Consider the following 25,802-nt stretch of genomic DNA (forward strand, 5'->3'; position numbering starts at 1 on the left):
AGGCGGGGCATTCCCCGCCTCTTACACCACATCTCTGCGCGCTACCCGCAGAATGAACCTGCGCCCCCGTTTTTTGTCCTTTGGGCCTCGAAACGCCTCCCCTGAGACCTGATTGACGGCGCCATCCAGACCCCGTGGACAAAAAATGGCAAATATGAGTACTGTCACCTTTTTTGTAACAGCCAAAACTGCCCCAAACGACGTCTTTGCGGCCTAGATATGCCTTCAAATTGATCAAAACGCCCGGTAGCATGCTTCTGCGTGCCAACGTTAATGAACATATTTACTGTTGTGTCTAATATCTTATAAGATCGATATGATACTAGGCTAGCAACAGTACTCATATTTGCCATTTTTTGTCCACGGGATATGCCGCAGAAGGTCCAACTTGCTCCAGCATGTCGTACGCCGGTCCCCCCCTTCCGGCGAGTGCCGACATTTCCCCAGATAAAACCGACCAAAATAAACCTGTCCCTTTTCGGCAGGTTTCGCTTGCACTTTAGCGTGCGACAGCGGATAATGCCGGGCATTCGACAATACGCTTATTGCTCTTTCTATAGATTGAGGAGGCCCCTATGGCCATGGAATTCAAACGCAGGCTGCCGATCCCTATGGAGATCCGCGAGGAAATGCCGCTTTCCGCCGAGCTTACTGCCAAGAAGCAGGCATTTGACGCCGAGGTCGCCAAGGTCTTTACTGGCGAGGACGCGCGCAAGGTGCTCATCATCGGCCCGTGCTCTGCCGACCGCGAGGATTCGGTGCTAGAGTACATGAACCGACTGGCCAAGACCGCCGAGAAGGTCAAGGACAAGCTCATCATCATTCCGCGCGTCTACACCAATAAGCCGCGTACCAAGGGCACCGGCTACAAGGGCCTTCTGCACAACCCCAACCCCGAGGCTCCCGACGACCTGCTCGAGGGCGTCAAGGCCATCCGCCATATGCATCTGCGTGTTATTGAGGAAACGGGCTTCTTCACCGCCGACGAGATGCTCTATCCGTCCAACTACCAGTACCTCGTCGACCTGCTGAGCTACGTTGCCGTGGGTGCACGCTCGGTCGAAAACCAGGAGCACCGCCTGGTGTCGAGCGGCATTTCGGTGCCCGTGGGCATGAAGAACCCCACCGCCGGTTCCACCACCGTCATGCTCAACTCTATTTACGCCGCGCAGGCGCACCAGAGTTTCATCTTCCGCAACTGGGAGGTCGAGTGCGATGGCAACCCGCTCGCGCACGCCGTCATGCGCGGCTACATCGGCCTCGATGGGCGCACCTACCCCAATTACCACTACGAGCACCTGGAGCGCCTGGCCGAGCGCTATACCGAGCACGCCGGCTACGCCAATCCGGCGGCGGTCATCGACTGCAACCACGACAACTCGGGCAAGCGACCGCTTGAGCAGTATCGTATTTGCAAGGAGGTGCTCGACAGCTGCCGCCGCAACGAGTCCATCTCCAAGCTGGTCAAGGGCTTTATGATCGAGTCCTACCTGGAGGATGGCAACCAGCCGGTCGACGGCGGCGTCTTTGGTAAGTCGATCACCGACCCGTGCCTAGGCTGGGAAAAGACCGACTACCTCATCCACGAGATCGCAGAGCGGGTTTAGTTACGCGGGTTTACCAACCCGCGTAACGGCTCGACGCTGCAAACCCGCCAGAGCGGCAATCTGCCTTTCAACTGCGGCGGCATGACCAAAAGGTCAATGCCGCCTTGTTTCAAGGCACCTTGCTCGCTCTGGCGGGTTTTCGCTGTCGTTGCCAAAACAACGGCATCACCTTGGCTGCACACTCATTGGGGGCACTCATTGGGGACGTACTTAAATGAGTAGTCGTTGGGGACGTTCTTGTTTGACTAGTCGTTTAAAAACGTCCCCAATGACTATCTCTCCGCCCCCGTGGAATCGGGGGTCGTCTACCGAATGGTTGATGCGGCGGCCCTGCGGCCATGCCACACTCATAGATGGCCTGACCCAACTTGGAAGGAGCCTCCATGAGCCTTGACAACGTAACCCTGCGCGCCGCCACGCTCGACGACCTGGATGGTATCGCCGCCATCTACAACCGGCTGTGGTGCAACACGCTACGCAACCGCGGCGACGTCGAAGCTGCCGATTTCTGCGCGCGCTTCAACATTGCCATGCAGCTGCAGCGCTCCCCTATCGCGCTCGTTGCCGAGGCAGAGGGCCGCATTATCGCCGCCTGCTGCATCGGCATCTTCGAAGACGGCAAGCCGCGTACCAACCCCACGTGGGTACCCTGCTACGACGAGATGTTCGCCCAGGCAACCGAGATGGCAAAGACCGCCGATGCCAAACTCGAGGGCTCGCTCTTTGGCGACAGTCGCGAAAAGGCCACGGCCGATCGCTTTGCCGCCACGGGCAACGAGTATGCCCAGGGCCAGCTCAACCTGATCATCATTGTGCCCGAGTGGCAGGGCAAGGGACTCGGCCGCGAGCTCATCGACCTTGCGCGCGCCGAACTCGCCAAAGCCGGGTGCACCAAGTTCTTCCTGATGAGCGACTGCAACTCTGACTGGCAGTTCTACGAGCGCCTCAACATGAAACGCATCCTGGAGGATCACAGCCAAGACACCGGCGACGGCTTTATCGTCTACATGTACGGAGGCGACACGCAGGATTAGCCTGAGTGCCGCCTCATGGGCTTTCTCCAAAACAGCCCAAACCAATCAGCCACGCCAAAAGGGACATGCCAAAAAGGGACAGGTTTATTTTGGCAGGTTTTATCTGGGCAAACGCCAACCGCCGCGAGGAAGTTGCCTTCCCTCACGGCGGTCTTCTAGCAGCCAAAACCAAGTGAGTAGACTTTTTGCAGGAGGCCGAGCACGCCCCAAATCGACACAGCTCTGACCTGCGGTTTTATTGAGCACTTGTCATGATGTGCTCGGCAAATCCAAAAAAGCCTACTCACTTGGTTTTGAGGCGCTCCAGATAGGCAAAAAACGCCGCGAAAGGGGTCCGATCCTCTTCGCGGCGGTTGTTCGCGCTGGTTTTGAGGCGGTTTTGCCCGCTTGCTACTCGCTGTAGCGGGTGGCGATGGCAGCTCGCACCATGCCGGCGCTCATAAGGCAGGCCCCCGACGACTACAGCAGCACACGCCATAATCTGACAGTATCATTTGCCATAATCTTGCAGTAGTGTTTTCCATAATCTTATAGTAGCCCAGCTCAGAGGCGTTATTGGATAGTAACCTATAACCGTTTTAGAACGTCCCCAACGACTGCCTGGGAGCGATAACAGGTATTATCTGGTCAAACACCAAAACCACCACAAAGGTGCCTGTCCCCTTTGTGGTGGTTTGGAGCTCTCCGCGGCGGGATGCTAGACTGGCGGCGTATACATTCGCGCCAAAACACGGGTCGCATGCAAGAAAGGAGATGCCATGGCGCCTATTGCACCGCTCAAGATGCTCGTCGCTCCCGCCGCCAAGACCATCGCCCGCCTGAGCGACTCACTCACCTACGAAGATATCCCCTGCGTCGTCGAATCACGCGAGGACAGCTGCCCCTACCTGGGCCACGTCCCCTACTTTGCACCCAAGCTCGCATCTGATCCCGAGCAGCGTGAGCAGTAATCCAAGATGCAACTAGCACCGCACAACTCGCGGCGCTACTGTTTTGGCGCAAAGCGACCTGTCCCCCTTGCGCCAACACCGGGATTGTCGATGCTGCGGCCGCGGCGCGATATGAGGCGCGAAACCTCGCCCAGCAACACGCCGATCACCACACCCATGAGGATCGGCAACTTTGACATCTCGGCGGGCGAGCTGTTAAGCGGCACGATTGTCGCAACAATCGAAAGCACGAGCTCTACCACCGGCACCGCAAGCGCTACCGCAAGCACCTTGCCCTCGAAGGGCGCGCGGAACACACGTGGGCGGTCGTCGTATTTACGCAGGCGCCAAAACGCCGGGAACATCGGGATATAGCTCATGAGCAGAAAGACGACGTTCATCGAGAAGAAAACCCAAAAGACGTCGGAACCTTCGCCCAGCGGAATCTGAAGAAGCAGCACCAAGCTGGCAAAACAACCGTTAATGAGTGCTGAGCCGTTGGGCATGCCGGTCTTCTTGGACACCAGCGCAAAGGGGCGCGGCATGTTGCCGTGGCGCGCGGCATAGCTCGCCACGTTGTTGACGCCAAAACTCCAGCAGATCATGTTGGCGAACAGCGTCACCAAAAAGGCCACGCCCACGACCATCGTCAGCGGGTGAGCGCGCCCCACCATGGCGGCAACCGCGTCCACAATGCCCGAATCGAGTGAAAGCTGCTCGGTGGGAACCGCGGCTCCAATACCGATGCCACAGATAATGTAGATCGCCGCGATGGCAACGCCACCGGCGATAACCGCCTTGGGGATATCGCGCGATGGGTTCTTCATCGTGCTGGCAAAGGTCGCGACCACCTCAAAGCCCATAAAGTTGAATAGGATGATTGAAAGATACGTCAGTGAGTTAGTGTCTCCCAGATCGGGGACAAAGGTCTTAAACGACATATCGTTGGCAAAGCCGTTATTGCAGGCAAACCAGATGCCGACGATTCCCACCACGGCGGTAATGAGCACCTTGATGACGGCGCCGCCATCCATGACCCAATCGGCCTCGGCCACCGGCTGCATTGCCATGACCGTGACGCCCCACACAAAGGCAAGCTCGATGGCAATTCGGACCCCAAGCGAAAATTCGATGCCCCATACCGCATTGATGACACTGGGGAACATGCAGGCGATACTTGCCACCCACAGTGGAAAGTTGACCCAATAGCACCAGGAGCAGCGGGCGCCCCAACGGTCGCCCAAGCCCAGGCGAACCCAATCGTACAGACCGCCCTCGGAATCGAACGCCGTACCGAGCTCGGCCACCACCAGGCCATAGGGAAGCAAAAACGTAATGATGAGGAAGATCCACCAGAAGAACTGCACGTTACCCATGGCAGATGCCGGAGCGGCCGCCTCGATGGTAAAGACAACGCAGATAACCGAGAGGATGACCTCGAACAGGGAGAACTTTTTACCTGCCACGACACGCTCCCCCTACAGCAAAAAGGATGGCATCTGTACCGAAGGCGCAGCCCAAGGTAGGGTTGCAGGCCGCGTCACCGGTGCAGGTGCCATCCCAAAGAGAAGAGAGGATGCAATTGTTGGACCAACGCTCGCGGAACAGGCGCGTGTAGATAACGATACGCTGGTACATAGATACTCCGATCAAAACGGCCGCGATTGCGACCGGAATCTTTTGGCAATTGAAGACGCGTCTGACCTGGGATATTCAAGCGAACAATTGGCCTAACCCGCAATAAATCCCAGATCAGACGCGTACTCAATCAAAGAGGCGGGCACTCCGAAGTGGAGGCAACGGAGTGCCCAAAGAAAAACCCAGCCGACCAAGACATCGAATAAACCGACCATCAATGCCCCGAGATGGTCACGGTGCGATTCATCGACTGTCCGATTGATCGGCTGGGTTTCCGAGGTGCGGCAGATTGCCCTGAAAGAGGAGGGCATAGACCTTAAGGGTCATGCCCGACGATTGAAGGGCAAGGTGCCGTGCCTCGGGAAGCCAGACAATTACGCGGACGGCTCCTGCTGCGTAATGCAGTGGATGTTGCCGCCGCCGAAGACGACCTGCTCGGACTGGACGCCGACGCACTTGTAGACGCCCTCGCCCCAGACCTCGTCATAGATCTTCTGGAGCGTGTCGACGGCCAGCTGGTCGTTCTCGTCGCCGTACTGCGGGACGATGACGCCGTGGTTGGTGACCAGGTAGTTCATGTAGGACGCGATCAGCGGCTCGTCGGGGACGCGCGGCTCGGCGTTCTCGTCGGCGTCGATGGTGTCGCAGGAAGCCTGGTCCATGAACAGCGGGTTCACGGGCATGCAGAGCTTGTAGACCTTCATCTTGCGGCCCTTGGCGTCAACGGCGTTGGAGAGGGTCTCGTAGGCAGCGTGGCACTGCTCGTAGAACGGATACTCGGGATCGTCGGTCCAGATGCAGGCCATGACGCCCGGGGCGATGAACGTGGCGACGTCGTCGATGTGGCCGTTGGTCTCCTCGGGGTCGATGCCCTCCTTGACCCAGATGACCTTCTCGACACCCAGGTAATCCTTGAGGTGCTCGTCCATGTAGGCGCGAAGCTCCTCGCTCCAGGGCTCAAACTTCTTCTTGAACTTGGGCCAGATGGACTCGGGATCCTCTTCCTCCTCGAGCACTGCAGAGCAGGTGCGGCCCGGGGAAAGCAGGCACTGGTCGGTCACGACAAGGGTGCCCTCGCCGTCGACGGTGATGGAGCCGCCCTCGAGGATCATGTCGTCGGGACGGTAGCGACGGCAGCCGGAAAGCTCAGCCATCTTAAGGGCGATCTGCTCGTCCTTGTCCCACGGGAAATAGAGGCCGTCGACGAGACCGCCGTAGGCGTTGAAGTGCCAGTGGTTGGCGCGCTTCTCACCCTTGCCGTTGATGACGTAGGTGGCGGCGGTGTCGCGGAACCAGGCGTCGTCGGTGGTCATCTCGATGACGGTGACGTTCTCGTCCTCCTCGAAGACGGCCTTGCAGTTGGCATAGTCGACCTGGTTGGCGCACATGGTAACCGGGGTGAACTCGGCGATGGCGCGGGCGATGGCGGCATACTGCTTCTGAGCCGGCTTGGCGCCGTGGGCCCAGGTGTCGGTGCGGTGGGGCCAGCCCATCCACACGCGATCCTGCGGGGCGAACTCGGCGGGCATGAAGAAGCCGTCGGCCTTGGGGGTGGACTCGGACTCGGTGATCGTACGCATAAGATTTCCTCCAAATCGAACGATCGTTTGCCGCGGGCGGGTTACCCGCAGCCTAAAACCAAGAGATGGTAGGCGCCCGTCCCCCGGCAAAGGTCGGGGCGCCCGGCGCCGGTTTTCACGGAGTCGCACCGGCAAGCGACGACGTAACCCGGTGCGCGGAGACAGAACGCACGAAGGATACGGAAGAGAGATTGGGGTGGGCGGTGGTTACCGGAGCAATAGCTCACACCCACCCCAGGGAATGGTTAGCAAACCTGTCGCTTGGGCACGCCTCCAAAGAGGCCGGAGTGCCCAGAGTCGGGAGCGACAAGCCCGACGAAGCGCACGTTGGTACGCGAGGAGGGTCGGAGTCCCAGAACCGGGTGCTCTAGTTCTCCTCGGCCTCGGCGGCCTCCTCAGCGAGACGCTGGGCTGCGAGCTCAGGGGTCAGACCCTTGTACTCTTCCTTGCGGCCCTTAGCGCTGACGACGCGGACGACCTCGCCGATGAGCACGAGCACGATGAAGATGACGATCATCGGGACCTTGTCACCAATTTCAGCAGCGGAGAACGGAATCAGCGTTGCAACGATGGCAAGAACCAGCTCGATGCAGGGGATGGCGAGCATAACCTTCATCATGGCGCCCTTAAACGGGAACGTGAAGATGCGCTCACGGTTCGGGTCGTTCTTACGAAGGTTGAGGAATGCCGGGAACATCGGGATGTAGGTGAGCAGCAGGAAGACGACGGAGGTGCCGAAGAGCATCCAGAAGACACCGTTGGAGATGGCGTCGATGGGAACGAGCTGCAGGCACAGCACCAGGGAGGCAACGACGGCGTTGACCAGGTTGGCGCCGTTGGGCATGTCGTCCTCGGAGATCATCGAGGCGAAGACCTTGGGCATGTTGCCGTGCTCGGCAGCGTAGCGAGCGACGGAGTTGACGCCGAAGGACCAAGCAGCCATGTTAGCGAACAGGGTGATCAGGAAGGCGATGCAGATGACCTTGAAGATCATGGAGTCGCCCACCATGGTCTGGACTGCGACGATCATGCCGTAGTCGGGGTCGATGGAGTCGGCCGGCACAGCGGCGCCGATGCCGAAGCCAGCGAACAGGTAGATGACGGCAATAGCCACGCCACCGACAATGATAGCCTTGGGAATATCGCGAGCGGGATCGGCCATGTCATCGGTCATGGTGCAGATGACCTCGAAGCCCATGAAGTTAAAGATGATGATCGACAGATAGCCAAGAGCGTTGGTGTTGGTGAGTTCGGGCAGGAAGGTGGCAGCGGACATGTCGTTCGCAAAACCGTTCTCCATGGCATACCAAATGCCCAGAGCGCCAACGATAACGGCAACGGCGACCTTGATGATAGCGCCTCCGTTAAGGACCCACTCGGAGTCGGCCGCCTTGGAGCGCCCCATAAGGTAGACGATCCACACAAAGGCAAGTTCGATACCCATCTTGGCGATTAGGTTGAACTCGACGCCAAAGACCATGCCCAGGATGTCGGGGAACATGGTAGCCAGCGAGGCGATCCACAGCGGGTAGTTGACCCAGTAGTAGTACGAAATGCGGGCGCCCCACTTGTCGCCCAGGCCATCGCGTACCCAGTCGTAAATGCCGCCCTCGCCGTCATAGGTGGTGCCGAGCTCGGCGACAACCATGCCGTAAGGGAGCAGGAAGGTCAGGATCAGGAAGATCCACCAGAAGAACTGCTGGTTGCCAATGGCAGCAGCAGGTGCGGCGGCCTCGCAAACGAAGACGACGCAGATGATGGTCGAAATGACCGTCAAGAAGGAAAGCTTTTTCTTTCCGTCGCTCATGATGAGCTCCTTCGCTCAGTCTTGGACAGATCCGAGGCCCTAAGGTATTAAGGCAATTGCCTGGGCCTCGGTGAGCGGGCGACAGGAGACGAGCATCCGCCGCCCGCAAACGTGCTTTAAGAACCCTTGAGGCTTAGAGCTGCTCGAGAGCCTCGAGAGCGGCGTGGAGCTCAGCCTTGGCGGAGTACTCGACACCCTCGTCGTTGAGCGGAGTGCGCTTGCCCAGGGCGGCAAGGAGAGCACGGATGGAGTGCTTGCGGTTCTCGGCCTCGACCCAGCACAGGGAGCGCTCGGGATCGTCCATGACCTCGTCGACGACTTCCTCGTTGCGGGTGGCCGGCAGGCAGTGCATGAACTTGGAGTTGGGGCCGGCGAAGTTCATCATGTCCATGGTGACCTGATACTTGGGATAGAACACGTCCATGTAGTTCTCGCCCGAGACCTCCTCGTCGTACAGGCCATACCACACGTCGGTGTAGATGAAGTCGGCGCCCTTGATGCACTCGATGTCGTCGGAGATGACGACAGAGCCGCCGGAGACCTTGCAGTTCTCCTCGGCGATGGCCATCATCTGCTTGCCGAACTCGGCGCGCTCCTCGACGGTGCCAACGTGCAGGCCGCCGTCGGGGATCTGGTGGCCCTTAGGTCCAAACTGGACGAACTTCATGCCGACCTTGGAGGCGATGAACATGAGGGAGACGCAGACCTGGGTGGCGTCGCCGATGAAGGCCAGGGTGCAGTCCTCGATCTTCTTGCCCTCGGGGAGGTTCTCGAGCATGGTCATGAGGTCGCCCATCTCCTGCGTGGGATGGTTGAACTCGGACATGCCGTTGATGACGGGCACAGCGGAGCCCTCGGCGAGGCCGACGACGTCCTTGTGACGGTCAACGCGAGCCATCATGATGTCGAGCAGCGAGCCCATAACGCGAGCGGTGTCGCCCAGGGACTCGTGACCGCCGAGCTGGATGGTGCCAGGGCCATAGAACTGAGCATGGCCGCCGAGGTCGGTCATAGCGGTCTCGAAGGAAAGACGAGTGCGGGTGGAGACCTGCTGGAAGATCATGCCAAGGCTCTTGTTGCGGAGCAGGTGCGGATAATAACCGTCAACCTTGATGGCCTTCTTCATTGCCAGGCCAAGATCCTCGATAGCCAGGATCTGCTCTTTGGTGAAGTCGTTGGTGTCGATGAAATCCTTAGGCAGTGCCATGTCGATTTCCTTTCCGCCGGTCGTGCCGACTATTACTATGAGGCGCTCGAACATCACGCCTCGTGTTGACAAGACCATCATTCACCCGTATGCAATTTTTACCTAGTTTATTCGGGATTAAAGACCGTTCACGGAGTTACACCCCCTCTAAACCAATATAAACCCGCAGGTAGCGGGATTGCAGGGGGTTTACTATCTAGAACCGCGAACGGTATACGGCTATGCTGTATCTCGGCGCCTAATCCGCAATGAAACGAAGGGTTGAGACGTCTATACCCCACAAGGCATACAGGGCTTTGCCATAGATTAAATGAGATGGGACGGTGACAGATGAACACTCTGATGTTCTTCTATACCCTAGCGATACTCGTGATCTGTATTGTGACGGCAGTGCTCTCGCTTGCCGCCTATGCCTCGTCCCGTCGCCGATTCTTTATCTATGGCAGCGGCGTTTTTATTTGCTATGCCATCGAGATGACCGAGATCTTCTTTTTTGAATACACGTTGCAAAACCAGAGTTTTCCGGCCAGTGACTATTACTCAATTACCATGCCTGTAATGCGGACCCTTGTGGCGACCGCTTCACAGGCTTTTATTTGGCTGATTGCCATGGACCTGCTCGATAAGCATTCTAAAAAGCAGTTTGTCATTCCCGTCGCAACGTTCTTCCTGAGCGAGCTGCTGATCATTGTCGCTGTCCCCTACGGCCCCATGCATCAATGGCTCTACTACACGATGCGTCAGGCATTCCTTGTATTTGTGGGGCTCTATATCTTTTGGACGGCACGCAAGAGCACACAAGTCGAGCTGAAGGCACGCGTTAACAACCAACGAAAGCACCTGATTATCGGCGCTATTCTGGTCGGATGCATCGTCGCCGAGGATTTCTACAACATTCTGATTGTCCCCATGAGTCTGGCGCCCTCTTGGCTGCAACTATATCTGTCCGAGCGCAACTTTAGCGAAAACGTCTTTGCCTGCTACTTTGCGATTCTGCTGATCATCCACTCCTACCACGTGCTTTCAATCCGCATGCAGGAGGCGCCCGAGGAAAAGAACGTCAGCGATCTTGATCGACACATCGAAGAGCAGATGCCCTTCTATCGCAACGCCTACAAGCTCTCCAACCGTGAGACCGAAGTTATGCGTCTGGTCGTACTGGGCAAATCGAACCAAGAGATCGCTGACGAGCTATTCCTTGCCGTGGGCACCGTCAAGACCCACATCCACAACATCCTGGTCAAAACCGAGCAGCAAAACCGCACGACGTTGATCCTCCACTTTTGGAAGCGATAACCTACCAAAAAGGGACAGGTTTATTTTGGCAGGTTTTATCTGGACAAACGTCGGCCGCTGCGAGGGAGTTGCCTTCCCTCGCAGCGGTCTTCTAGCCGAAAAAATCAAGTGAGTAGACTTTTTCCATGAGGCCGAGCACACCCCAAAACGCCACAGCTCTGACCTGCGGTTTTATTGAGCGTTTGGCGCGGTGTGCTCGACAAGTCCAAAAAAGTCTACTCACTTGCATCTGAGAGGCACCAGAAAGGCAAACAACCGCCGCGAAAGGGATCCGGACCCCGTTCGCGACGGCTGTTCGCGCTGGTTTTGTGACGGTTTTGCCTGCTTGCTACTCGCTATAGCGGGTGGCGATGGCAGCTTGTACCATGCCGGCGCTCATGAGGTACGTTACCAAGAAGTAGCCACCATAGGCCGCCAGGAAAATCGCGCAGGTGAGGCCCACGGTGCCGGCGATGCTCATATCGCCGAATACGCTCACCAGCTCGATGATCACCTTGAGCGCCACAAAGGAGTGCGCCAAGCCCACTGCCAGCGGGAACAGGAAGAACACCGCTTGCTGCGCCATCACCGAATGCCGGATCTGGCGGTCGTCACAGCCGATCTGTGCCAGCACACGATAGCTGCGGCTGCCGTCGGCCACATTGGAGAGCTGCTGGATCGATAGGATTGCCGCGCACGCAACGACCAGTACAAAGCCAATGTAGATGGCCAGATAGCTAATCATGCCGTTCATCTGCGCTGCTTGCGTGTACATCTCGGAACGCGTGATGAAGACTCCCCACGACCCCGGCTCCTTGCCGTCAACGAGCAGATTATCGAGCAAGGTGTATTTAATGCTCTCGTCTGCCTCGGTCGTATCCATACCCTGTTTGTAATTAACGAGCAGATTACTGGAATACGGTTGCAGATTAAGCTGGGACAGCAGCTCATCGGCTACGACCACGGTACCGGGATTGCTGCCCATCGCCGAGTTGGCGATGGCCGCCGTGTCCTCGTCCGACTTATCGGTTGCGGGCTTGAGCGTATGCCCGCCCAAGGTAAGGGCATGGCCGCCAGCCATATACTTGGTGTACAGGTCGCCCAGCTCACCGCCCATATCACACGTGAGCAGATACTGGTCGCGGCCAATGCTCACCGGCTCCTCGCCCATCATCTGGCGCAGTTTGTTGTACTGGCTCGCCGGCGTCACATACAGACCCATCGCATCGGCGTTGCTTCCCTCGAGCGCCTTGGGAAGCTTTTCGCCCATGGCCTTGCACATCTCACCCGCCACCACCGAGGGGCCCGAGCCGCCAAGCGGGTAACTCAGATACGAATCGATCTGCACATGCTCACCGGCAACATCGGCGATATTGACCTTCTTGCCGGTCTCGTCGTTGTTGTCCGCCGACTTGCCCTTAATACCGTCTGCAACGTTATCGGGATCTTTACGATCGCCATGCCATGCAGCGTACAAATCGACCGTTGCATCGGCCAGCACCATGCGATCGGCCTCAGACGGATTGACATACTCCTTGTAGTAGTCGAGCGTTTCGGGCGTGTAATAGACATACGTCTGAGACACGTCAACAGGGTTATAGCGCTCCAGGTTTTCGTTCATCACGTTGGCAATCGACATACCGCAGGTCACCGAGGTAATGGCCAAAAACAGAATCATCGCGATGACGCCCATCGAAAAGCACACCGTGTTGACCTTGGCCGAAAGCTGACGCACGGTAAACATATTGAGGCCGCGCCAATACACGCTGCGCAGGCTCTGCAACAGCTTGATAAGCATGCCCGAGAGTCCCCAGAACAGGGCAAAGGTGCCCACTGTAACCATAGCGGTCGTAATGCCAAACTGGTTCATAGCCTCTTGCAGCTTGCTGTCCGTCGCGGTTAGCGGGAACCCATCACGTAGCAGACGGTAATAGGCCACGCCCACAAGCACCACGCCCACGGCAAAGATGGCAATCGCGATCCAGGGGTTGCGTGTCTTGATGCTCTCGTTGCGACGCTCGGCACCCATAAGCTCGATGAGTTTGGTACGACGCACGGCGCGAAGGTTCAGCAGCAGCGTGAGCACAAACATTACGAGCATGCAGGCAAGGGTCAGGTTGAACGCATGCACCGAGAAAAAGAAGTGGAAATTGGCGATCTGCGTCTTAAAGAGCGAGGCCGTAAAGAACGTCATGAGCTGGGAGAGCCCCACGCCCAGCACAATGCCGGCGACAAAGGCCACGACCGATACTATCACGGTCTCGAGCGCCATGATCGTGGCGACGCGCCCGCGCCCCATGCCGAGCACCTGGTACAGGCCAAACTCCTTCTTGCGGCGTTTCATGATGAAGTTATTGGCATACACCATCAAAAAGGCCATGACGCCGGCCAAAAAGTACGTGAGGTAGCCGAGCATGCTGCCCATGAGCTCGGACAGTCCCTGCTCCTTGATGCCGGCAATGTCGACCTGCATCGAGACGGTATTGAAGGCATAGAAGACCGTAACGCCCAGGGTGAGCGTCAAAAGGTAGACGAGGTAGTTGCGGCCGGCGCGGCGGACGTTGCCCCAAGCGAGTTTACAGAGCATCGGAGCCCTCACCGCCCATCATGGCAATGACCTCCATAATGCGGTCGAAGAACTCTCGGCGGTCGGTGTCGCCGCGGCGCAGCTCGGTGAAGATCTTGCCGTCGCGAATAAACAGCACACGGCTCGTGTAGCTGGCGGCAAAGCTGTCGTGCGTGACCATGAGCACCGTGGCGCGCAGGCGGCGGTTAAGGGCCTCCAGGCTCTCGAGCAGCAGACGGGCGCTCTTGGAATCGAGGGCGCCGGTGGGCTCGTCGGCCATGATCATGGTGGGGTCGGTGACGAGCGCGCGAGCCGCGGCAACGCGCTGCTGCTGGCCGCCCGACATTTGGTAGGGATACTTGTCGAGCACCTGACTGATGGACAGGCGCGCTGCCACATCCTGCACGCGGGTCGAGATTTCCGCCGAGTTTGTACGGGCGATGGTGAGCGGCAGGGCGATGTTCTCGCGTGCCGTGAGCGTATCGAGCAGGTTAGAGTCCTGGAAGATAAAGCCCAGCTCCTCGCGGCGGAACTGCGAGAGCTTGGCCTGCTTCATGCGTGTTACGTCCTGGCCGTTGATGCGGATGGTGCCGCTCGTAGCGCTATCGATGGTCGAGACGCAGTTGAGCAACGTCGACTTGCCCGAGCCCGAGGCGCCCATGATGCCAACGAATTCGCCGCGGTTGACGGTAAAGCTGACGTCGTTGAGCGCGCGGGTCACGTTGCCCAGCGCTCCATATACCTTTTCGAGATGCGCGACCTCCAGTACCGGGGTCGCCATGTGCGTGGTTTGCATACCGAGTCCTTTCTTGCGATTAGTCTACGGCATCTATAGTCGCAAGAAGCCGAGTCGGCTACCATCGATATGGCTTACGCTTGCCTTACCGTTGTGTAAGGTACGGGTAGCTAATTTGGGACGGGGCTATTTTGACTACCTTGGCGATGATTTTTCTGGGACGGGGATTAAATAATCATTTTGTACCGAATGATTATTTAATCCCCGTCCCAGAAAAATCATCGGGTAGATCATTCGCTTGAAAGGTAGTCAAAATAGCCCCGTCCCAAATTAGCTACCCCGTCGATTGTCGTTGTTGAGAGAGGACTCCTGTTGAAGACCGTTCATGTTGCCGCTGGGATCATTCGCAAGGAAGGATCCGATGAGTTACTTGCCGTGCAGCGCGGCTATGGCAACATGCAGGGACTTTGGGAGTTCCCCGGTGGCAAGCTCATGCGCGGCGAGACACCCGAAGACGCCGTGCGACGCGAGCTTATGGAAGAGCTGCAGGTAAAAGTCACCAACCTGCGCGATTTTTACACTGTTGAGTACGACTACCCCGATTTTCATCTCTCCATGGAGTGCTATTACTGCTCGCTCGCCGATGAATCCGATGAGCCCCAGAAGCACGACCGCCAGCTCGATATCCGCTGGATTCCGCGTACCTCGCTTGCCACGGTTGAGTGGATGCCCGCCGACAAGGGACTCATCGATGCCCTGATTGAGCTGAAGGAAGATCGGCTTGAGACAAGCTCTGCCGATGACGCCGCGCCCAACACAGCCGACAAACCCAAGCGTGCACCTAAGCGCCGCAGCAAAAAGCGTCCGAAGCCCGGCCTGCTGGACGGCATCGATACCTCGGACCTCTCCGCTGACGAGCGCGAACTGGTCCGCCGTCGCGCCGCTATCAAAAAGTCCATGAAGGGCAACAAGCGCGCCAATACCAAGCCCGAGCTGCTCGTACGACAGCGCCTGCGCGCAGCGGGCCTTACGGGTTATCGCTTGGAATGGAAGGTACCCGGCAAACCCGACATCGCCTTTCCCGGGCGCAAGATCGCCATCTTCGTCAACGGCTGCTTTTGGCACCGTTGTCCCAAGTGCAACCCTAGCCAGCCCAAGCGCAACGTTGAGTTTTGGGAGGCAAAGTTCCGTCGCAACGTCGAGCGCGACCGCGCTGCCGTGGCAGCACTCACTCAAATGGGCTGGACACCCATAACCATCTGGGAATGCGAGCTCAAAAAAGACCGCATCGACGCCACGATGGAAAAGGTCATCGAACAGGTGCGCGCCGCAGAGCCGCAGCGCTAGGAACGAGCCATCCACACGCCCCACACAGGCAAGCCACATCCACGTCACAAACCTTAGAAAGCCCTTAAGCTCAAAACCTTTCAAGAGTGTTACTCGATAGCTTTGAACTGCGGTTTCATCGCAACGTCAAATCTCATTAAGCCTTCCTTTAGCGCTTCTTTGCAACAGCCGCGGCATAATACCGCCAACGCACGGGACCTAGCAGCACACCCCGTGCGCAACCTTTTGGTGGACATCGAGGAGGCCGCAAAAGCATGCATTCTTCCAATGACGCAGCACAGCAGCCATCCCTAAAACATGCAAACCTTTTCTCCTTCCCCCCGACACAGAGAAACGGCCTCCTCGACTCCCCCACCACAAAAACCAAGCGCTCAGCCGATCAGAGCCTCAACTTACGAGCATCCTTCGAAAAGCTCCAAGCATCCCTAGACAAGGCGTTCCCCGAACAGGCAAGAGCAATCTAAGCCCATCGCGCTTTATACTGATGCCATGCGAAACATGGATCACATAGAATTGCACCGCGGAGGACGCGAGGAAGCGTTTCCCGAGACCGCCGAAGACTGGCCCTATATTGCCGAACGCGCAGAATTCGCTCGCTATCCGGGCAATTCCGTCCCCTGGCACTGGCATTCCGAAGTTGAGCTTTTCTACATGGAGCAGGGAGCGATTGACTATCGAACGCACGCGGCTCATGAGCACGTACGCTTTGAGGAAGGGTCCGCCGGCTTTATCAACGGCGGCGTTTTGCACAGCACGCTGCAATCACCCAATTCGGCGCCAGCCATTCAAATGCTGCATATCTTTCAGCCGTCGATGCTCGGCGATCCCGCGGGACGTCTCCAAAAGCGCTACATCAACCCATTGCTTCAATGTCGAGGCGTCGATGTGCTCAAATGGTCGCCCACCAATCCCGACGATATGCCCTTTATCGATTTGCTGAAGAGCTCCTTTAGCCACGACCTTCAACGGCCGCAGAACGAGATGGCGCTTCGAAATAGTTTGTCAGAGCTCTGGATTCAGATTAACGCCAAGGCCGAACCGCTCTTTTCTTCCGACGGCGCCTCTTGGATGACCAGCCGCGACGTACAGTTCAAGGCAATCCTGGACTTTATCCGCGCAAACTATGCAGCCGCTATAGATGTGCCCCAGATGGCATCTGCAGCCGGCGTAAGCGAAAGAGAGTGTTACCGCATTATCGAAACTTGTGCAGGAACGACCCCGGCGGCATATCTACGCGCATACCGCATAAACCGTGCTTGCGAACTTTTGGCACACACCACGCGAACGGTACAGACAGTCGCGCGCCAATGCGGATTTATAACAGCAAGCCATCTTGGCCAGGTATTTAAAGAACAAATGGGGTGCACTCCTTCGAGCTATCGAGCAGCGAGGCAGAATCTCGATAGCACCAGGCAGAAATCCCGCTAACCCTTCTTCTGTCACTGCATCAAACTTGCAGGCAAACAACAGAGAGGAGCAATCATATGAAGCACTTTGACCATATCGTATTTGACGTTGATGGGACATTGGCAGATACAGAAGAAAGCGTTCTGTCATCGCTTGTCCAGATTGTCCAAGAAGAGACCAGCAAAACGCTTCCCCGACACGAGCTTGACTTTGCCCTCGGCATACCCGGCAAGGATGCCCTTGAGAAACTTGGGATCTACTCGCAGGCAACGTTGGATCGCTGGTGCCAAGTTGCCGCCAGCTTTAAAAGCACCATCAGCGTGTTTCCAGGTTTGCTTGAAGTCATCGCAACACTCGCCGATAGCGGCTGCAAACTTGGCATCGTCTCCTCACGTGCGCGCGACGAATACGCAAAAGAAATTGCACCCCTTGGTTTCGATAAGTATTTTGAGCACATCATCCTTGTCGAAGACACAACCGAACATAAACCCGCACCCGCACCCATGCTCGAATATCTCCGACGTGCGGGCGCGAATCCTGGCAACGTCGTCTACGTTGGCGACACCGTCTACGACGAACAGTGCGCAACTTCAGCAGGGGTCAGTTTTGCCCGAGCAGCATGGGGATCACACCAAGATATCCCAAACGCCACCTACAACCTCAAAACCCCCAACGACCTGCTAACCCTAACAACCAAATAACCCACGCGTCCCACCCTTTCAGTCCCAACGCCACAAGGGCGATTGAGCAGGACGGCTTGGGCGGGTCCCCGTACTTAGTTTCCAAAATCATTCCGCAGCGCGAAGGCTTCTTATTATTTTCCGCCCTAACGCCACAAGGGCGACGACCTCGAGTAGGTCAACCTGGGAGGGACGAGGGCTTAGTTCCCCAATCTTTCCGCAAGGGGCAAAAAGCCTCGCCGCACGAAGTGCGCAGCGAGGCTTTTTGCATGCCCGAGGACGATTGGGGAACTAAGTCCTCGTCCCTCCCCGGGATATGTAGCGAGTCGGAGTACCCTTGCTGTTACTCTGCTTTGCCCACGGAGTTGAGGTTGGTCATGCGGATCTTAACCAGCTCGGTGATCTCACGCATGCCCTCCTTGGCCGGCTTCTTGGGATCGAAGCAGGCGGGATTCTCGGCCATGTAGGCCATGAAGCCCTTGGTGTAGGCCTGACGCAGCTCGGTGGCGTAGTTAACCTTGCAGATGCCATTCTTCACAGCCTCGGCAACCTGCTCATCGGGCACACCGGAGGTGCCGTGCAGAACCAGCGGCACGTCGACGGCGTCGCGGATGGCCTTGACCACGGACTGCTCGATGTGAGGATCGCTCGTGTACACGCCGTGGCTGGTGCCAACGCCAATGGCCAGCGAGGTGCAGCCGGTGCGCTCGACGAACTCCTTGGCCTCGACAGGATCGGTGTAAGGGCTCTCGCCCTCAACCGCAGGACCGTCGTCCTCCTTGCCGCCAACCTTGCCGAGCTCAGCCTCGACAGGCACACCCATGGCGCGACCAGCATCGGCGACGGACTTGGTCAGGGCAATGTTGTCCTCGAAGGACTCGTGCGAACCGTCGATCATGACAGAGGTGTAGCCCGTGCGGAAAGCCTGCATGCAGCGGTCATAGCCATCGCCGTGATCGAGGTGCAGAGCGACGGGCACGGAAGCGCGCTCGGCGGCGGCCTTCACCATGCCGTAGAAGTAGTCCAGACCAGCGGTCTTGATGGTGCCCGGGGTGGTCTGCATGATGACGGGGGACTTGGTCTCCTCGGCAGCGGCCAGAATGGCCATAACAAACTCGAGGTTCTCGACGTTGAACGCGCCGACGGCGTAGTGGCCGGCCTGAGCGTCCTTGAGCATCTTTTCGGTGGTAACAAGTGCCATGAGCGTTTGCTCCTCTCCCTCGCCCGCATCTGGACATCGGGCATAGTTGTTCACAAGGCGTTTTACCTTGCGTTTTTCTGCGTTCATTGTATGAAAATCGCATCTGTCGCATGTACGAGATATCGCCGGCACGCAGGCCAAAACGCTCGTTTTTGAAAAGCAAACGGAAGGGATTCAGGCTAAATTCCCCTATCCGACATTACCGTTTTCAAGCGAATCATCTTTCTTTTATAGAAAAGATAAGTAATCGAAAGGCGTTTACTTGCTCAAAAAGAAAATGAACGAAAATAGACTCAACACAATTCCTGCAAATTTAGGCTGAGGATGGAGCAGCTATGGCCCACGCAACAACCCGAGCTTTCGCCGATGAGCGACGCGCCGCCATCATGGAGATGCTTGAACATAACGCCTCTGTGCAGGTGGCAGAAATCGCCCAGACCTTTGGCGTATCCTCCGTCACCGCCCGCGCCGACCTGGACGCGCTAGCCGAGTCCGGCAAGCTGCGCCGCACGCATGGCGGCGCCGTGTCGCTCCAGAAGCGACTGACCGTATCCACCCAGGATCGCCGCATCAACGTCAATGTCGCCGCCAAGCAGGCCATCGCGCAAAGCGCTATCGAGCTCGTCAGCAACGGTGACACCCTGCTCGTCGACTCGGGCACCACAGCGCTCGAGTTTGTCCGGCTCCTCGACCAGCGCGATGGCATCACCGTCATCACGGCCGACATTACCATTGCCGATTACATCGACGAGAGCATGCCCTCAGTCGATGTCGTCATGCTGGGCGGGGCACTGCGCAAAGGCCATCGCTATCTGTACGGCCCACTTACCATGCAGGCGCTCCAAATGGTCCACGCCGATCTTGCCGTCATGTGCCCTGGCGCTTTCGTTCCCGGCTGCAGCTTTACCACCGACTTTCCCCAGATGGCTGAGACCAAAACGGCCATGATTGGCGCCGCTCGTCAAAGTGTCGCCCTCATGGACGCCAGTAAGGTCAACGGACGTGGCATGTACCGCTTTGCCGAGCTGACCGACGTCAACGCCATCGTGATGGACCGTGACCCCGATCACGCCGTCGCCATCTCAATCGCCGAGACCGTCGACAACGCCCGCCCAAATCTCGTCATCGCCGGCACTTAAACAAAAACCACCACAAAGGTGCCTGTCCCCTTTGTGGTGGTTTGAGCGTTAAACGTGAACGTATCGCTACTTGGAGAGCTCGTCAGCGAGGGCCTCAATCTGGGCGCGCGATGCGTCGTTGAGCGAACCCAGGACGGTCACCTTGTTCTGCGTCAGCGTGATGTCTTTCATACCCTCGAGTTCCTTGGTCATAACCTTAGCGGCAGTGGGCGCCCAGGAGCCGGCCTCAACGAGTGCCACCGTACGGTTCTGATAGGCGTGCTCGGCAAGCGTATGGATAAAGGTGCTCATGAACGGGAAGATCTCGCCCTGATAGGTAATGGAGGCAAGCACCAGACGGTCATAGCGGAACGCGTCCTCAACGGCCTCGGCCATATCGTCGCGAGCTAGGTCAAAGACGGAAACCTTCTGGCCGCGGGCCTCGAGCGCAGAAGCGAGCTCCTCAACGGCAGCCTTCAGATGGCCATACACACTCGCATAGGCAATCGTGATGCCCTCGTCCTCGGGCTGATAGCTCGACCAGGTGTTGTAGGTGTCGAGGTAATAGCCCAGGTTCTCGGTAAGCACGGGGCCGTGGAGCGGGCAGATGATCTGGATGTCCAAATCGGCGGCCTTCTTGAGCACCGCTTGCACAAACTTGCCGAACTTGCCCACGATGCCAAAGTAGTAACGGCGCGCCTCGCAGGCCCAACCCTCGGGATCCTCGATGTCGTTGGCGCCAAACTTGCCAAAGCCGTCGGCACTAAAGAGCACCTTGTCGGTGGCCTCGTAAGAGAACAGCACCTCGGGCCAGTGAACGTTGGGGGCGCCGACAAAGGTCAGGCTGTGGCCGCCCAGATCAAGCACGTCGCCCTCTTTGACAACCATCTTGCGCTCGGGGAAGTCGGTGCCAAAGTAGTTGACCATCATGCGGAAGGCGCCCATGCTTGCCACAATCTGCGCCTGGGGATAGCGCTCCATAAAGGCGGCGATGCCGGCGGAGTGATCGGGCTCCATGTGATGGATGACCAGGTAGTCGGGCGTGCGGCCGTCGAGTACGGTCTCGAGGTTGCCGAGCCACTCGTCGACAAATCCGCCATCGACCGAATCGGCGACAGCGATCTTCTCGCCCAAGATAACGTAGCTGTTGTATGCCATACCGTTCTCGGACACGTCGTACTGGCCCTCGAACAGGTCGATGTCATGATCGTCAACGCCAATGTAGCGGATATCCTTGGTGATCTCCATCAGGCAAAGCCTCCTAGATAGACAAATGAACCCGTCTATCATAGCACTCGCCTTCATAGTCACGGCTATCTGCCGGCATCCTTACCGATTGTTATTGATATGCAACGCCGAGCCGTTGACCTGCGAAAACTATGCGCGCGGCGCTGCCGTGGTGTGTCGAACGATGAGCTGACCGGGAATACGAATGGCGACGGTTTTGTGCGATGCCCCCGCCTTGGGAACTGCGCGCTCGAACACCTCGCGCCCGCGCTGATGCAGATCGAATCGAACGGTCGTGAGCTCGTTATGTGCGACAAAGTCGTCGAGCGAGTCATCGACGCCCACCACGCTCACGTCCTCGGGCACGCGCAAGCCGCTATCGCGCAGCGCGGCAATGGCGCCGTTTGCCATCTGGTCGTTTGCCGCGTAAATCGCCGTCATGGTGCGGTCGTGCTCAGCCAAGTACCGAGCGGCCTCGTAGCCGCTGTTGGCAGACCAGTCGCCCTCGAGTGGCTCTACCGTCTCGATGTGTTTACGCTCGAGTGTATCTTGCCAACCGGCGCGACGAAATTGCTCGTCGACCGAGAACGACGGGCCGCCAATATAGCGAATCTGCTCGTGCCCCAGCTCAAACAGGTGATCCATAAGCAATAGCGAGCAGCCGTAATGGTCGGAATCGACCGTGGTCACGCGCGGATGCGCGTACATGGTAACGATGACCGTTCCAATGCCCGGCAACGGATCGAACGTCTCGAAATCGGGCGCCATGCGACTCATGCCGATGATGATACCGTCCACGGGCAGCGCGGCCATACGACGCGTGGCCTCGGCAAGCGAAAACTCCTCGGTCTTGGACATCTCGACCAGCGTGATGGCGCAATTATGCTCGCGAGCTGCGCTGGCGATGCCGTCGATCATTGAGAGGTTCCCAAACTTGGTGACATCGTTGACGCACAGCCCGACCGAATGGTAACGGCCGTCGCGCAGCGAGCGACCGGCATAACTCGGACGAAAGCCAAGCTCTTGCATAGCGGCCTGCACGCGCTGGCGCGTCTGTTCGTTAACGTTGGGCAAGCCGTTGGCGACGCGCGAAACCGTCTGCTGCGAAACGCCAGCAGCGCGGGCGACGTCGGCCATGGAGACCGGACGCGTACCTGTATCGTTGGACGGGCGCCTTGCCACAGGATCACCTTCACCCTTGAGAGATCTGAATAGCGTGAATGCCGGACCGGGCAGAAATACATCCCGCGCCGAGGCCCGCTATCGTCGGACGCATGTTAACGTACTCTACTTTTTCAATCTGCATCTCTTCTGCTTTATAAGTCCATACGGCAGTACCGTTCACGGCTGAATTTCTACCGATTACCAGATTCTCAAAAAGTGATACGTGTTGTGTTATGAGTACGTTAACATAGCCCGTAACGTGCGGCATCGTAGATGCTGAGTTTATGCCACTTCAGATTGTTAACGTACTCACTACGACGGAAAACTCGTCAGTATGCGCCAAGGAAAGGACCCTCATGACCACCCCCGACGAAAAGACACTCGCCACGCTCACCAAGCTGTTTGAGGAGGAGTTTGGCCCCATCGGCGATCGCCAGGTGCTCTATGTGCACGCGCCCGGCCGTTCCGAGATCAGCGGCAACCACACCGATCACGAGGGCGGTCACGTTATCGCCGGCTCGCTCGATGTCGCCGTCGACGGCATCGCCGTGGCAACCGATTCCAACAAGGTCCGCGTCGCCGACGAGGGCTACCCCACGTTTGAGATTACCCTCGACACGCTGAATGTTCAGGAGTCCGAGAAGGGCACGTCCGCAAGCCTCGTGCGCGGTATGGCCCACGAGGTCGCAGCGCTTGGTGTTGAGCCCCAGGGCTTCGACTTCGCCTTCACCTGCTCCGTCCCCTCGGGTGGCGGCCTTTCCAGCTCTGCCGCCGTCGAGGCCGCGTACGGTCGTGCCATGGAGGCACTCTGGGGCGCGCCCGCCATTGAGCCCGTCACGCTCGCCCAGATGAGTCAGCGCACCGAGAACAACTACTACGGCAAGCCCTGCGGTCTGATGGACCAGGCCGCTGTGTGCCTGGGCGGCCTTGCCTACATGGACTTTGAGGACCAGGCCCAGCCTAAGACCCAAAAGCTCGAGCTCAACTTTGAGGATCACGGTTATGCACTTGTGCTCGTTAAGGTTGGCGCCGACCATGTGGCAGCTACCGACGACTACGCCGCCGTTCCGCGCGAGATGCAGGACGTCGCCGCCGAGTTTGGCAAGGCACGCCTGTGCGAGGTCGACGTTGCCGACTTTGACGCTAAACTCCCCGAGCTGCGCGCCAAGCTGGGCGACCGCGCCTGCCTGCGCGCCGTTCACTACTGGTACGAGAACGGCCTGGTCGACAAGCGCTGGGCAGCGCTCAACGCCGGCGACATTGACCAGTTCCTGGTCCTGACGCGCGAGTCCGGCGCCAGCTCTGCCATGTACCTGCAGAATGTCGTTGCCAAGCTGGGATCTGAACAGCCTTCCATGTATGCCTTGGCGCTGGCCGAGCACGTGCTCGACGGCCGCGGCGCCGTTCGCATTCACGGTGGCGGCTTTGGTGGCACCATCCAGGCCTTCGTGCCGCTCGATCTGGTCGACACCTTCATTGCCAAGATGAACGGCTGGCTGGGCGAGGGCTCTGCCCGTCACTACGCCATCTCTGACAAGGGGGCTTACGCGGCATGGCTGTAATGACTGACGTGCGAGAGGCCGCGCAGAACCTGATCGAGTACGCCATCCACCGATCGATGATCGGCCAGGACGACCGGATCTGGGCATACAACACCATTTTGGAGTGCATCGGCGCCACGGGCCCCGCACTCGACATGGCTTGGGCACTCAAGACCGAGAAGATTTCGCTCTTGCACCCCAATACCCTGCCCGACTTTGATCTTGAAGGCACGCTTGCCGCGCTTTCCGAGGCCGCCGTTACCAACGGTGCCGCCGAGGACACGGCGTCAGGCCGCGACCGCATCGCCATGCGCATCATGGGTGCGCTCATGCCGAGGCCTTCGGTTGTAAACGAAGAGTTCAACGGACGTATGGGCGTCAACGAGCCCCGCGCCGCGACCGACTGGTTCTACGGCCTGTGCTGCGACGCCGGCTACGTGCGCCGCGCCGCCATCGCGCGCAACATCAAATGGAGCACCCCCACCAACTGGGGCGATCTTGAGATCACCATCAACCTGTCCAAGCCCGAGAAGGATCCGCGCGATATCGCCGCGGCAGGTGCCGCCAAGAACACGGGCGAGAAGTATCCCGCCTGCCAGCTCTGCATCGAAAACGAGGGCTATCCCGGACGCTCCGCCGCAGCCGACGGCGGCGCTCACCCCGCTCGCCAAAACCTGCGCATTATCCCCATCCAGCTCAACGGCGAGCGCTGGGGCTTCCAGTACAGCCCGTACGCCTACTTTAACGAGCACTGCATTGCCATGAGCTCCGAGCATCGTCCGATGCACGTCGACCGCAAGGGCCTGACTTGCCTGCTCGACTTTGTGGACCTGTTCCCGCATTACTTCATCGGCTCCAACGCCGACCTGCCTATCGTGGGCGGCTCGATTCTGTCGCACGACCACTTCCAGGGCGGCGCGCACGAGTTCCCCATGATGCATGCCACCGAGGTCTCGCAGTTTAGCATGCCCGGTTTTGACCAGGTCACCGGCACTGTGCTGCAGTGGCCGCTCTCGGTGCTGCGCCTGCGCTCGCATGACCGCGCTCAGCTGCTCGACGCTGCCGAGAAGATTATCCTCGCCTGGCGCGAGTGGACCGACGAGTCTGTGGGCGTTATCGCGCACACGGCCGACGGCGTAGCGCACAACACCGTGACGCCCGTCATCCGCCGCGTCGACTCCCGCGGCAACGCCGGCGGCGAGATTTACGAGGCCTACCTGGCGCTTCGCTGCAATATCACGACCGACGAGCATCCGCTGGGCGTTTTCCACCCGCATGCCGAGTATCACCACATTAAGAAGGAGAACATCGGCCTGATCGAGGTTATGGGCCTGGCTATTCTTCCGCCGCGCCTGGTTCCCGAGCTCGGCGCTGTCCGCGAGCACCTGCTGGCAGCCAAAGCCGATACCAGCTACGACCTTGCCAGTGCGCTCGAAGGCGACGACCTTTGCCGCAGCCATGCCGCGTGGGCCGAGGACGTCTATGCCCGCCGCGCCGACGAGCTTACGGCGGATAGCGCCATCGGCATCCTGCACGAGGAAGTCGGCGTAGTGTTTGGCCACGTGCTCGACAACGCCGGCGTCTTTAAGTGGGACGAAGCCGGCCGCGCCGCCCAGCAGCGCTTTATCGACTCACTGTAATGATCCCTTGGAGACGGAGGAAAACGGATCATTTCGTCTTCAAGACAACGGCGCCCGCCGGCAACATCGCCGACGGGCGCCGTTTTTGAGTGTAGCCA

20 protein-coding genes are annotated in these 25,802 nt (G+C 58.5%); 10 read left to right on the top strand and 10 right to left on the bottom strand.

What is annotated here, in order from left to right; translation table 11 throughout:
- The first annotated feature begins 575 nt into the window (after positions 1–575).
- The 3 genes from DW171_RS06345 to DW171_RS06355 all read left to right on the top strand — a co-directional run bounded on the left by DW171_RS06345 (position 576) and on the right by DW171_RS06355 (position 3,591).
- Positions 576–1,607 (top strand): 3-deoxy-7-phosphoheptulonate synthase, encoded by a 1,032-nt coding sequence (locus DW171_RS06345; protein WP_118270743.1) that lies wholly within the window; start codon positions 576–578, stop codon positions 1,605–1,607.
- A gap of 383 nt (positions 1,608–1,990) precedes the next feature.
- Entirely contained in the window at positions 1,991–2,641 is a 651-nt protein-coding gene (locus tag DW171_RS06350) for a GNAT family N-acetyltransferase (RefSeq protein WP_117818019.1), read from the top strand.
- A 758-nt stretch (positions 2,642–3,399) separates the two neighbouring features.
- Complete coding sequence (locus DW171_RS06355) at positions 3,400–3,591, top strand: hypothetical protein (RefSeq protein ID WP_117629864.1); 192 nt, start codon at positions 3,400–3,402, stop codon at positions 3,589–3,591.
- Between the two features lie 35 nt (positions 3,592–3,626).
- Here DW171_RS06355 and DW171_RS06360 read toward each other — a convergent pair whose 3' ends face one another.
- The 5 genes from DW171_RS06360 to ptcA form a co-directional block, all read right to left on the bottom strand.
- Positions 3,627–5,036, bottom strand: a complete 1,410-nt coding sequence (locus DW171_RS06360; RefSeq protein ID WP_117774345.1) for an APC family permease — start codon at positions 5,034–5,036, stop codon at positions 3,627–3,629.
- On the bottom strand, positions 5,026–5,208 hold the full coding sequence (locus DW171_RS10080; protein WP_147327489.1) for a hypothetical protein: 183 nt from the start codon (positions 5,206–5,208) through the stop codon (positions 5,026–5,028). The genes DW171_RS06360 and DW171_RS10080 overlap by 11 nt, the downstream gene beginning before the upstream one ends.
- A 374-nt stretch (positions 5,209–5,582) precedes the next feature.
- Positions 5,583–6,788, bottom strand: coding sequence for an agmatine deiminase family protein (locus DW171_RS06365; RefSeq protein ID WP_118270744.1), 1,206 nt, complete (start codon positions 6,786–6,788; stop codon positions 5,583–5,585).
- Positions 6,789–7,155: 367 nt separating this feature from the next.
- The gene (locus DW171_RS06370) at positions 7,156–8,595 is read right to left on the bottom strand and encodes an APC family permease (protein ID WP_118226933.1); all 1,440 of its coding nucleotides are present in this window, start codon (positions 8,593–8,595) and stop codon (positions 7,156–7,158) included.
- A 133-nt stretch (positions 8,596–8,728) separates the two neighbouring features.
- A complete protein-coding gene (gene ptcA, locus DW171_RS06375; RefSeq protein ID WP_117583532.1) occupies positions 8,729–9,802 on the bottom strand; it encodes a putrescine carbamoyltransferase in 1,074 nt (357 codons plus the stop codon).
- Positions 9,803–10,132: 330 nt separating this feature from the next.
- On the opposite strand from ptcA, the gene DW171_RS06380 reads away from it, so the two are divergent.
- Entirely contained in the window at positions 10,133–11,098 is a 966-nt protein-coding gene (locus DW171_RS06380; RefSeq protein WP_118270745.1) for a response regulator transcription factor, read from the top strand.
- A 328-nt stretch (positions 11,099–11,426) separates the two neighbouring features.
- Here the strand turns inward: DW171_RS06380 and DW171_RS06385 are convergent, their stop codons facing one another.
- Together DW171_RS06385 and DW171_RS06390 are read right to left on the bottom strand one after the other, a co-directional pair.
- Entirely contained in the window at positions 11,427–13,664 is a 2,238-nt protein-coding gene (locus DW171_RS06385; protein WP_118270746.1) for an ABC transporter permease, read from the bottom strand.
- Positions 13,654–14,439, bottom strand: a complete 786-nt coding sequence (locus DW171_RS06390; RefSeq protein ID WP_118270747.1) for an ABC transporter ATP-binding protein — start codon at positions 14,437–14,439, stop codon at positions 13,654–13,656. The genes DW171_RS06385 and DW171_RS06390 overlap by 11 nt, the downstream gene beginning before the upstream one ends.
- A gap of 312 nt (positions 14,440–14,751) precedes the next feature.
- Between DW171_RS06390 and vsr the strand changes: the two genes are divergently transcribed.
- The 3 genes from vsr to DW171_RS06410 all read left to right on the top strand — a co-directional run bounded on the left by vsr (position 14,752) and on the right by DW171_RS06410 (position 17,834).
- A complete protein-coding gene (gene vsr / locus DW171_RS06395) occupies positions 14,752–15,726 on the top strand; it encodes a DNA mismatch endonuclease Vsr (protein ID WP_118270748.1) in 975 nt (324 codons plus the stop codon).
- Between the two features lie 498 nt (positions 15,727–16,224).
- Positions 16,225–17,154, top strand: a complete 930-nt coding sequence (locus DW171_RS06405; protein ID WP_158549316.1) for an AraC family transcriptional regulator — start codon at positions 16,225–16,227, stop codon at positions 17,152–17,154.
- A 56-nt stretch (positions 17,155–17,210) separates the two neighbouring features.
- On the top strand, positions 17,211–17,834 hold the full coding sequence (locus DW171_RS06410) for an HAD family hydrolase (RefSeq protein WP_089572377.1): 624 nt from the start codon (positions 17,211–17,213) through the stop codon (positions 17,832–17,834).
- Between the two features lie 322 nt (positions 17,835–18,156).
- Here DW171_RS06410 and DW171_RS06415 read toward each other — a convergent pair whose 3' ends face one another.
- Positions 18,157–19,014, bottom strand: a complete 858-nt coding sequence (locus DW171_RS06415) for a class II fructose-bisphosphate aldolase (RefSeq protein ID WP_118270749.1) — start codon at positions 19,012–19,014, stop codon at positions 18,157–18,159.
- Between the two features lie 335 nt (positions 19,015–19,349).
- On the opposite strand from DW171_RS06415, the gene DW171_RS06420 reads away from it, so the two are divergent.
- Positions 19,350–20,153, top strand: coding sequence for a DeoR/GlpR family DNA-binding transcription regulator (locus DW171_RS06420; RefSeq protein WP_118270750.1), 804 nt, complete (start codon positions 19,350–19,352; stop codon positions 20,151–20,153).
- A 66-nt stretch (positions 20,154–20,219) separates the two neighbouring features.
- Here DW171_RS06420 and DW171_RS06425 read toward each other — a convergent pair whose 3' ends face one another.
- Together DW171_RS06425 and DW171_RS06430 are read right to left on the bottom strand one after the other, a co-directional pair.
- Entirely contained in the window at positions 20,220–21,380 is a 1,161-nt protein-coding gene (locus DW171_RS06425; protein ID WP_233539121.1) for an FprA family A-type flavoprotein, read from the bottom strand.
- A gap of 129 nt (positions 21,381–21,509) precedes the next feature.
- On the bottom strand, positions 21,510–22,496 hold the full coding sequence (locus DW171_RS06430; protein ID WP_118270752.1) for a LacI family DNA-binding transcriptional regulator: 987 nt from the start codon (positions 22,494–22,496) through the stop codon (positions 21,510–21,512).
- Positions 22,497–22,879: 383 nt separating this feature from the next.
- Between DW171_RS06430 and DW171_RS06435 the strand changes: the two genes are divergently transcribed.
- Together DW171_RS06435 and DW171_RS06440 are read left to right on the top strand one after the other, a co-directional pair.
- Entirely contained in the window at positions 22,880–24,085 is a 1,206-nt protein-coding gene (locus DW171_RS06435) for a galactokinase family protein (RefSeq protein ID WP_118270753.1), read from the top strand.
- On the top strand, positions 24,076–25,704 hold the full coding sequence (locus tag DW171_RS06440) for a UDP-glucose--hexose-1-phosphate uridylyltransferase (protein ID WP_233539122.1): 1,629 nt from the start codon (positions 24,076–24,078) through the stop codon (positions 25,702–25,704). The genes DW171_RS06435 and DW171_RS06440 overlap by 10 nt, the downstream gene beginning before the upstream one ends.
- The last annotated feature ends 98 nt before the right edge of the window (positions 25,705–25,802 follow it).

This window comes from Collinsella sp. AM15-2 (assembly GCF_003471985.1).
Lineage (GTDB): Bacteria > Actinomycetota > Coriobacteriia > Coriobacteriales > Coriobacteriaceae > Collinsella.